Source organism: uncultured Desulfovibrio sp. (genome assembly GCF_944327235.1).
In the GTDB taxonomy this organism is placed as follows: Bacteria; Desulfobacterota; Desulfovibrionia; order Desulfovibrionales; family Desulfovibrionaceae; genus Desulfovibrio.
Genome location: NZ_CALVHE010000028.1, coordinates 18,764 through 27,754 on the forward strand (window position 1 = coordinate 18,764; position 8,991 = coordinate 27,754).

General features: G+C 63.4%; 7 protein-coding genes. All 7 read left to right on the forward strand.

Features of this window, described 5'->3' with window-relative positions; translation table 11 throughout:
- Positions 1-167 precede the first annotated feature (167 nt).
- From ispG to dxs, 7 genes are read left to right on the forward strand one after another with little or no spacing between them, the layout of a single operon-like run.
- Positions 168-1,283 carry a flavodoxin-dependent (E)-4-hydroxy-3-methylbut-2-enyl-diphosphate synthase gene (ispG, locus tag Q0K00_RS05925; RefSeq protein ID WP_297228052.1) on the forward strand — a complete coding sequence of 372 codons (1,116 nt, stop codon included), beginning with the start codon at positions 168-170 and terminating at the stop codon, positions 1,281-1,283.
- Positions 1,283-3,013 (forward strand): proline--tRNA ligase, encoded by a 1,731-nt coding sequence (locus Q0K00_RS05930; RefSeq protein WP_297228046.1) that lies wholly within the window; start codon positions 1,283-1,285, stop codon positions 3,011-3,013. Before ispG ends, Q0K00_RS05930 begins: the two co-directional genes overlap by 1 nt.
- A 54-nt stretch (positions 3,014-3,067) precedes the next feature.
- Positions 3,068-4,573: an exodeoxyribonuclease VII large subunit gene (gene xseA, locus Q0K00_RS05935; RefSeq protein WP_366937612.1), complete on the forward strand. Its 1,506-nt coding sequence runs from the start codon at positions 3,068-3,070 to the stop codon at positions 4,571-4,573.
- A gap of 2 nt (positions 4,574-4,575) precedes the next feature.
- Positions 4,576-5,553, forward strand: coding sequence for a M23 family metallopeptidase (locus tag Q0K00_RS05940; RefSeq protein WP_297228047.1), 978 nt, complete (start codon positions 4,576-4,578; stop codon positions 5,551-5,553).
- Positions 5,554-5,556: 3 nt separating this feature from the next.
- Positions 5,557-5,826 carry an exodeoxyribonuclease VII small subunit gene (xseB, locus tag Q0K00_RS05945; RefSeq protein WP_297228048.1) on the forward strand — a complete coding sequence of 90 codons (270 nt, stop codon included), beginning with the start codon at positions 5,557-5,559 and terminating at the stop codon, positions 5,824-5,826.
- The gene (locus Q0K00_RS05950; RefSeq protein ID WP_297228049.1) at positions 5,823-6,713 is read left to right on the forward strand and encodes a polyprenyl synthetase family protein; all 891 of its coding nucleotides are present in this window, start codon (positions 5,823-5,825) and stop codon (positions 6,711-6,713) included. Before xseB ends, Q0K00_RS05950 begins: the two co-directional genes overlap by 4 nt.
- A 17-nt stretch (positions 6,714-6,730) precedes the next feature.
- Entirely contained in the window at positions 6,731-8,614 is a 1,884-nt protein-coding gene (dxs, locus tag Q0K00_RS05955) for a 1-deoxy-D-xylulose-5-phosphate synthase (RefSeq protein WP_297228050.1), read from the forward strand.
- Positions 8,615-8,991: the final 377 nt, after the last annotated feature.

Genomic DNA, 8,991 nt, shown 5'->3' on the forward strand with positions numbered 1-8,991 from the left:
AGCGAAAAAGCAGGCAAAGGGAAAGATGTTATCTTACCGCGTCGTGCGGGATGATGTGCCGAAGGAGCGCCGTCGGAAGGCTTGTTTCGGTGGATGGTCAAGACTTGGCTTGCGGGGGGAAATAGCATACAACCTTTCGCGGTCTTCACCACGATGCCGCGATACGGCTGGCTGCCGCTCATCGCGCGCAACTCCGGGAGAAAAGGATGATCGAGCGTTGCAAGACACGCTCCGTGCGGATGGGCAGCCTGTCCATCGGCGGCGGAGCCCCCATCGTCGTGCAGAGCATGACCAATACTGATACGCGTGATGTGGCGGCTACGCTTCGCCAGATCGAAGCGCTTGTGCGCCGAGGCTGCGAAGCCGTACGTCTGGCCGTGCCCGATGAAAGCGCTGCCGCGGCCCTGCGGGCCATTCGGGACGGCTCTCCCGTGCCGCTTATTGCCGATATCCACTTTGACTACCGGCTGGCGTTGGCGGCCCTTGAAGCAGGACTTGAAGGGTTGCGTATCAATCCGGGCAATATCGGACCGCGTGCGCATGTGGACGCTCTGGTGGATGCGGCCAAGGCGCACGGGGCCGTCATCCGTGTGGGAGTCAATTCCGGCTCCGTGGAGAAGGCCCTGCTTGCCAAATACGGCGGTCCTTGCCCGCAGGCTATGGTGGAGAGCGCGCTCGGACATGTGCGTATGCTGGAGGCGCGCGGGTTCTATGATACCAAGATCTCCCTCAAGTCCTCTTCCGTGCGGGACACGCTGGAGGCCTATCGTCTGCTTGCCCGGGAGTGCGATTATCCGTTGCATATCGGCATTACTGAAGCCGGCGGTCTTTTGCGCGGTACGGTGAAGTCCGCCGTGGGGCTGGGCATCCTGCTGCACGAGGGCATAGGCGACACGCTGCGCGTTTCGTTGACGGCCGACCCCACGGAAGAGGTCAGCGTGGCCTATGAGATCTTGCGTGCCCTCGGTCTGCGACGGCGTGGTCCGGAGATCATTTCCTGTCCCACCTGCGGACGCACGGAGATCGATCTTTTTGCCTTGGCGCGCGCGGTGGAAGAACGGCTTGCCGAGTCCACGGCCGACATCAAGGTGGCGGTCATGGGCTGTGTGGTCAATGGTCCCGGCGAGGCGCGCGAGGCGGACCTCGGCCTTGCCGGCGGCCGGGACAAGGGGATCATCTTCCGTAAGGGAGAGGTCATACGTTCCGTCAGGGGGCAGGATGCCCTGCTGGCGGCTTTTCTTGAAGAACTGCAACTCCTGCTCAAGGAAAAGGAATTCGCCTGATGCGCTTCAGCTCCTGTTATATCCCCACGCTCAAGGAAACCCCGGCCGAGGCCGAGGTGGCGAGCCACAAACTGCTGCTGCGGGCGGGCATGGTCCGCAAGCTGACTTCCGGCGTCTATATTTATCTGCCGCTGGGCCTGCGGGCCATCGACAATGTGGCTCGCGTGGTACGCGAGGAGATGAACGCCGCAGGCTTTCAGGAACTGCTCATGCCTTCGGTCATCCCCGGCGACCTTTGGAAGGAGACCGGACGCTGGGAGCATTACGGCAAGGAGCTGCTGCGCTTCAAGGACCGCAATGACCGGGACTACTGCCTCGGTCCTACGCACGAAGAGGTCATCACCGACCTCGTGCGCGGTGAGGTGCGTTCCTACCGGCAGCTTCCCGTGCGTCTCTACCAGATCCAGAGCAAGTTCCGCGACGAGATCCGCCCCCGTTTCGGCCTTATGCGCGGGCGCGAATTCGTCATGAAGGACGGTTATTCCTTTGATGTGGATGATGCGGCGGCCGATGCCAGCTACGCCATCATGTACGACGCGTATATGCGGATCTTCCAGCGCCTCGGCCTGCGCTTTCGCGCTGTGGAGGCGGATACCGGCTCCATCGGCGGCAACTTCTCGCATGAGTTCATGGTGCTTGCCGATACCGGGGAAGATACCATCGCCGCCTGCACTTCCTGCCATTATGCCGCCAATGTGGAACGCGCAGAAGTGGTCTGGAAGGGGACGCCCTGCACGACGGGTTGTTCCCCCTACGAACAGGTGGCGACGCCCGGCGCGCACAGCGTCGAGGAAGTGAGCGCCATGCTGGGCGTTGCGCCGGAGCGTGTGGTCAAGACCATGCTGTTCACGGTGGACGGCAAGCATGTGGCCGTTTTGGTGCGCGGCGACCGCGAAGTCAACGACATCAAGCTCAAAAACCTGCTCAAGGCGCAAGACGTGCAGCTGGCCAGCGGCGAGGTGGTGGAAGCCCTGACCCATGCGCCGGTGGGCTTTGCCGGGCCGGTGGGGCTGGATGTGCCCATCTATGCGGATGCCGAGCTGCAGGGCGCCACGGACTATGTGACGGGCGCCAATGCCGCTGACGCGCATCTGCTGCATGTGGATCTTGCTCGTGACGCCGTGGTGACGGCCTATGCCGACCTGCGGGCCATCACGGCGGCGGACTGCTGCCCGCGCTGCGGCGCGCCCATCGAGCTGCCCAAGGGCATCGAAGTGGGGCACATCTTCAAGCTGGGCACCAAGTACAGCGACGCCATGCACGCCGTCTTCCTCGATGAGAACGGCAAGGAACGCGTCATGATCATGGGCTGCTACGGCATCGGCGTTTCCCGTGTGGTGGCGGCGGCCATCGAGCAGAACAACGACGAGAACGGCATCATCTTCCCGCCGCAGATCGCCCCGGTGCAGTGCATCCTCCTCAATCTCGATCCCGGCAAGGAAGACGTTTCCGCCAAGGCCGACGAGATCCACGACCTTCTGGAAGAGCAGGGCGTTTCCGTGCTGCTGGACGATCGCGAGGAGCGGCCCGGCGTCAAGTTCAAGGACGCGGACCTCATCGGCGCGCCCATGCAGCTCATCGTGGGCGGCAAGGGACTTGCGCGCGGCATCGTGGAATGCAAGGATCGGCGTACGGGCGAAAAGGGTGAGCTGCCCCTGGCGACGCTGCCTGAGGCGCTGGCCGCCTGGATGGAAACCGTGCGGCAGGGCTGGCAGGCCCGCATGGCCTGAGCCGGATAGGCGAAGAGCGGTCCCTGCCGATGCGGCAGGGGCCGGAGAGGGCCCGTGTCGGAAGATATGACGATCCAGTCCGTCCGCCAGTTGACGGAGCAGCTCCGCCGTACCGTGGAGCGTCATTTTCCCTTTGTCTGGGTGCGGGGCGAGGTGGGGAACGTCTCCCGTCCCGCATCCGGACATCTCTATTTCACGCTCAAGGATGCCGAGGCGCAGCTTCAATGCGTCTGGTTCCGCCAGCAGCAGCGTCAGCGGGGGAGCTTCGATCCCCTGACCGGCGAAGTCTTTGAAACGCCGCCGCCCGCCCCGGAAGAATTGCTCCGGCAGGGTGCGGAGCTCATTTGTGCCGGACATGTGGGCATATATGCCCCGCGCGGGCAGTATCAGCTGGTGGTGGAGCTTGTACAGCCTGCCGGGCAAGGCGGGCTGGCCCAGGCGTTCGAGGAGCGCAAGCGCCGCCTTGCCGCACTCGGCTACTTTGCTCAGGAGCGCAAGCGCCGTCTGCCGTGGAATCCCGCGCGGGTGGCGCTGATCACCTCGCCTTACGGAGCGGCCATCCATGACTTCTGGCGTCTGGCCGCCCTGCGCGGACAGGCCGCGTATATCCGGCTGTATCCGGTGGCCGTGCAGGGAGAGGGCGCTGCCCCGTCCATCGTGCGCGCTCTGGAAACGGCCAATGCCCATGCTCTGTTGCCTGACGGGCCGCAGGTCATCGTCCTTGTCCGCGGCGGCGGCTCTCTGGAGGACCTCTGGGCTTTCAATGAGCAGGAAGTGGCCGAGGCGGTGTATCGCTCCCGTCTGCCGGTCCTGGCCGGTATCGGCCATGAGGTGGATGTGACGCTGGCAGATCTGACGGCCGATGTCCGGGCCGCGACTCCTTCACATGCGGCTCAGTTGCTCTGGCCCTCGCGTCAGGAGCTGCTGCAGCTGCTTGATGATCTGGAGGCCGCTCTTTTCCGCGGCGTGCGCCGCAGGCTGGAACGGCAAGAGTTGTTGCTGGGCCATCTGGCACGCCTGCTGCGTGCGCATACTCCACTGCGCCAGCTGGAGCGACTGGAGAGCGCACGCAGCCGCCTTTCGCTTGCCATGCAGCGGGCCGTGCGGGAGATGTTGGACAGACGGCTGCGGCAGACGGACCATTTGACGCAGATGCTGCGCTCGTTCTGGAATCCGGTCAGGCTGGCGGCAGCGGCGCGGGAATCCGGCGTACTGGAAGCCCGGCTGCAGGCAGCGCTGGCCCGATTGCTGGCCCGACGGCAACAGGAACTATCATGGTGGGAGCAGCGTCTGCAGGCTGGCGGACGGCAACTGGTGAACAAGGCGGAAGCGCAGCGGGAACGGCTGGCCCTTCGGCTTGCGGCCTGCGATCCGCTGGGGCCGTTGGAGCGCGGTTACGCGCTGGTCTCCGACGATCGAGGGGCGTTGGTCCACAGCGTCCGGCAGGCGCAGGGCGGGCAGGAGTTGCACATCCGCTTGCAGGATGGGGCACTGGGGGTTACAGTTGCCCAGATTCGCCCCCGCCCGGACACGATGTCGGCAGCGGAAAAAGGAGAATGAGGATGTCCCAATGCTTGCTGCAGGTCTCCGGCATGTTGCGCCGGTCGTGCCGGATGGTTGTGCCGGGATGTATCGCCCTCTGGTGTTGCTTGTGGGCCGTCATGGCGCAGGCGGCGGCGCTTCGGCTCGAAGCGCCGGAACAGGTGGCTCGGGGGGATGCCTTTTTGGCTTTGGCCGTTTCCGACGTGCCCGTGCAGGAAGTTGTCTTTGCCTGGCGTGGCAAGGAATGGCGCGCACAGGCCGAAACTGTCGTCACGCCGCAGGGAACGCAGGCATGGCAGGCCGTCATGCTGCTTTCCGTGCCGCTGGAAGCCAAGGAAAAGCGTCTTTTCCTGTCGGCTTCGGCAGCGGGCGGCAGCCGTTCTCCGCAGGCGGCGGTGACGCTTTTCGACCGCAAGCGTCCGGTGCAAAAGCTGACTGTGGACAAGAAATACGTGGATCCGCCCGCCAAGGTCATGGAGCGTATCCGTCGGGACAGAGAGCAGGTCAAGGCTGCGCTGGCCAGCTATTCGCCCGTCCGGCAGTGGGCGCTGCCGCTTACTCGGCCTGTGCCTGGGGGCATTTCCAGTCTTTACGGATTAAAGCGTGTCTTTAACGGGCAGCCGCGCGGCTATCACCGAGGACTTGATCTGCGCGGCGCCAGCGGGACGCCCATCAAGGCCTGCGCCGACGGGCGCGTGGTGCTGTGCGATGACCTTTATTTTTCCGGCAAGACCGTCTACCTCGATCACGGGCAGGGCGTCTTTACCGCCTATCTGCACATGTCCGAGCTGCTGGTGCGGAACGGTCAGGAGGTGCGCAAGGGGCAGGTCATCGGCAAGGTCGGGGCCACAGGGCGCGTGACCGGGCCGCATCTGCATCTTTCTCTCATCGTGCAGGGGCAGTCCGTGGACGTGGAGCCTCTCCTTGCCCCTTGGGAAGAGGGCGCGGCGCAGCCTGCCGCGGCTGCCGTACCGGTCGCCGTTCAACCTCTCAAGTAAAACATGAAAAATTCACGTAACAAGATCCCGGCCGATTTTGAAGGCCGTATGGAACGCCTACAGGAGATCGTGACCGCGCTGGAAGAAGGCCGGTTGCCGCTGGAAGAGGGCATGGCCTTGTACAAGGAAGGCGTGGAATGCTCGCGCCTGTGCCGGGAACAGCTGGAAAAGGCTCGTCATCAACTGACCATCTGGCAGGATGGCGAGGAAAAGGATCTGATCCTTACGGATGCCGTGTCCGGTCGTCAGCCGGACGAGGAGGAACGCATATGACGCCTCAGGAAATGAAACAATTGCTCAAGGAACGCGGCGCACTGGTCGAAACCTGGCTCGCCGCCTGTCTGGACGGGCGGGATCTGCCGCCGCGCCTCAAGGAATCCATGCTGTACAGTCTGCAGGCGGGCGGCAAGCGCCTCCGTCCCGTGCTCTGCATGAGCACGGCGGCCATGTGCGGTCTTGCGCCGGAGAAGGTGCTGCCCTTTGCCGGAGCCATCGAGATGGTGCATACCTACTCTCTGATCCATGACGATCTGCCCGCCATGGACGACGACGACCTGCGGCGCGGCAAACCCTCCAACCACAAGGCCTTTGATGAGGCCACGGCCATCTTGGCCGGAGACGGCCTGCTGACGGATGCCTTTTATGTCATGAGCGGTCTTGATCTGCCTGCGGACCGCGTGTTGGCCGCCCTGCGGGAATTTGCTCTGGCGGCCGGTTCGTCCGGCATGGTGGGCGGTCAGGAATGGGATATGATCTTCACCGGGATGGACAGCATCAGTCTGGATCAGCTCCGCCTCATGCACGCCATGAAGACCGGGGCCATCCTGCGCGCCTCCTGCGTGTGCGGGGCCCTGCTGGCCGGAGCCGATGATGATGCGCTCAAGGCTATCGGGGATTTCGGGGCGGCGCTGGGCGTGGCTTTTCAGATCGCTGACGATATCCTCGATGTGGTGTCGGATACCGAGACCCTCGGCAAGCCCGCCGGGAGCGACGAGGAGCAGGGCAAGAATACCTATCCCAAACTCGTGGGACTGGAAAAGAGCCGTGAGCTGGCGCGCGGCTATGCCGACAGCGCGCAGGCTGCGCTGTCCCGCTTTGGCGGACAGGAAGCCGCCTTCCTTGCCGCGCTGGCGGATTACACAGTCAACAGAACGGCCTAACGATGGATACGGAAAGCATGACGCCGCTGCTCGATTCTCTTGCCGGGCCCGCGCAGGTAGGGAACCTCACGGACAGCCAGCTCCAGCAGCTGGCGGACGAGCTGCGGCGTCGCATCATCGAGGTGGTGGCTCGCAACGGCGGTCATCTTGCTCCTTCGCTGGGCGTGGTGGAACTGACGCTGGCCTTGCTGGCCACGTTCGACATGAGCCGCGACAAGCTGGTCTGGGATGTGGGCCATCAGTCTTATGCCTATAAGCTGCTGACCGGCCGTCATGCCGCCTTTGACACGCTCCGCAAGCTGGGGGGCATTTCCGGTTTCCCGCGCCGGGAAGAGAGTCCTTACGATCATTTCGGCGTGGGGCATTCCTCCACGTCCATCTCGGCGGCGCTGGGCATGGCTGTGGCCCGCGACTACCAGCATCAGAAGCATCATGTGCTGGCGGTCATCGGGGACGGTTCCCTCACGGGAGGAGAAGCCTTCGAGGGCCTCAATCTCGCCGGGCATATGGGCAGGCGTCTCATTGTGGTGCTCAATGATAATGAGATCTCCATTTCTCCCAATGTGGGCGCGCTTTCTCGTTTCTTGAGCCGTACGCTTTCCCGCCGCTGGGTACGGCAGGTCCGTAAGGACGTGCTGGCCTTCCTGCGCACCGTGCCTCGCATCGGTAACCATCTGGCCACCTATGCCATGCGCGGAGAATGGAGTTTCAAGTCCTTCTTCACGCCCGGTATGCTCTTTGAAGCGCTGCGTTTCACCTACATAGGGCCTGTGGACGGCCATGACCTGACCGCCCTGCGAACGCATCTGGAGATGGCGGCCGGTGTGGAGGACGGGCCGGTACTGCTGCATATCCGTACCCGCAAGGGCAAGGGCTATGCCCCGGCGGAACTGGACCCCACACATTATCACGGCGTCGGGCACTTCTTGCCGGAAACGGGCAAGGCAGTGCCGTCGACCAAAGCCTCCGCTCCATCGTATACCAGCGTTTTCGGCAAGACGCTGGTGGAGCTGGCCGAAGAGGACAAGCGCATCATGGCCATCACGGCCGCCATGCCGGAAGGTACGGGCACGCAGGTGTTCCAGAACCGCTTTCCCGATCGCTTTGCCGATGTGGGCATCTGCGAGCAGCACGCCGTCACTTTTGCGGCGGGCATGGCCAGTCAGGGACTTCGGCCCGTGGTGGCCATCTATTCCACCTTTCTGCAGCGGGCTTATGATCAGATCGTGCATGACGTCTGCCTGCAGAATCTGCCCGTGACCTTCTGCATCGACCGGGCCGGACTGGTGGGCGAGGACGGCGCGACCCATCACGGCGTATTTGACATGGCCTATTTACGTCATATCCCGAACATGCATCTGCTGGCCCCTCGTGATGAAAACGCGCTGCGGCATTGCCTTGCCACGGCGCTTACGGTGAACGCTCCCTGTGCCCTGCGCATCCCGCGTGGCGCGGGCGTCGGCGTGCCGCTGGAGGGAGAGCCCGCTCTGCTGCCCGTGGGGCAGGGGGAATGCCTGCGCGAAGGCAAGGATGCCGTGTTCATCGCGGTGGGCAGTTGTGTGCATCCGGCCTTGCAGGCGGCGGAAACGCTGGCGGCGGAAGGCCTTTCCGTGGAAGTGTTCGATGCCGTCTGGATCAAGCCGCTGCCGGAGGTCCAGCTGCTGGAACTGGCGAAGCGTTTTTCTGTGATCGTGATGGTGGAGGAGGGCGTCCGGGCCGGAGGTTTCTCGTCCGCGGTGCTGGAGTTGCTTTCCGACAAGGGGGCCCTGAACGGACAGCGCATCCTCCGTCTGGGGCTGGGCGACGCTTTTGTTGAGCACGGTACCCAGTCCGAACTGCGGCATATGGTGGGGCTGGACGCTGACCATTTGGCGCAGGCCGTGCGCGACGCCCTGCGATGACGACTCAGGGAAAGACTGTCCTCAAAGCCCCTTTGCCCACAAGGCAAGGGGGTTTTTTGGTCTAGGGGGGATTAACACAAAATTTACAAATAATTTCAATAAATAAGGTAGGAAAACTGTACAGCTTCGTTTGGTTTTTAGGGCGGGGTCGTCTCGCGTTGCTGCCTCTTCCCTGGCAAAAGCGCGCTGGGGAAAGGATGGGGGGCTTGGGGGGAAGGGGCCCCCCTCCCGCGCCGGCGGAGGGGGGCCCCTTCCCCCCAAACAAACAGCTAATAGCTAGGTAGTGTCGTCAAATTAAATAGTGTGTTATAATCTCTTCACTTACACTGAGGAGAGACTATATGGCGGCACATCGGAGGCATGATATTTCCGACAAG

What these genes read in the sequence shown, in the direction of transcription:
- Q0K00_RS05930 (WP_297228046.1), top strand. Translation starts at nt 1,283, where the DNA reads ATGCGCTTCAGCTCCTGTTATATCCCCACGCTCAAGGAAACCCCGGCC.
- Q0K00_RS05940 (WP_297228047.1), top strand. Translation starts at nt 4,576, where the DNA reads ATGTCCCAATGCTTGCTGCAGGTCTCCGGCATGTTGCGCCGGTCGTGC.
- xseB (WP_297228048.1), top strand. Translation starts at nt 5,557, where the DNA reads ATGAAAAATTCACGTAACAAGATCCCGGCCGATTTTGAAGGCCGTATG.
- Q0K00_RS05950 (WP_297228049.1), top strand. Translation starts at nt 5,823, where the DNA reads ATGACGCCTCAGGAAATGAAACAATTGCTCAAGGAACGCGGCGCACTG.
- dxs (WP_297228050.1), top strand. Translation starts at nt 6,731, where the DNA reads ATGACGCCGCTGCTCGATTCTCTTGCCGGGCCCGCGCAGGTAGGGAAC.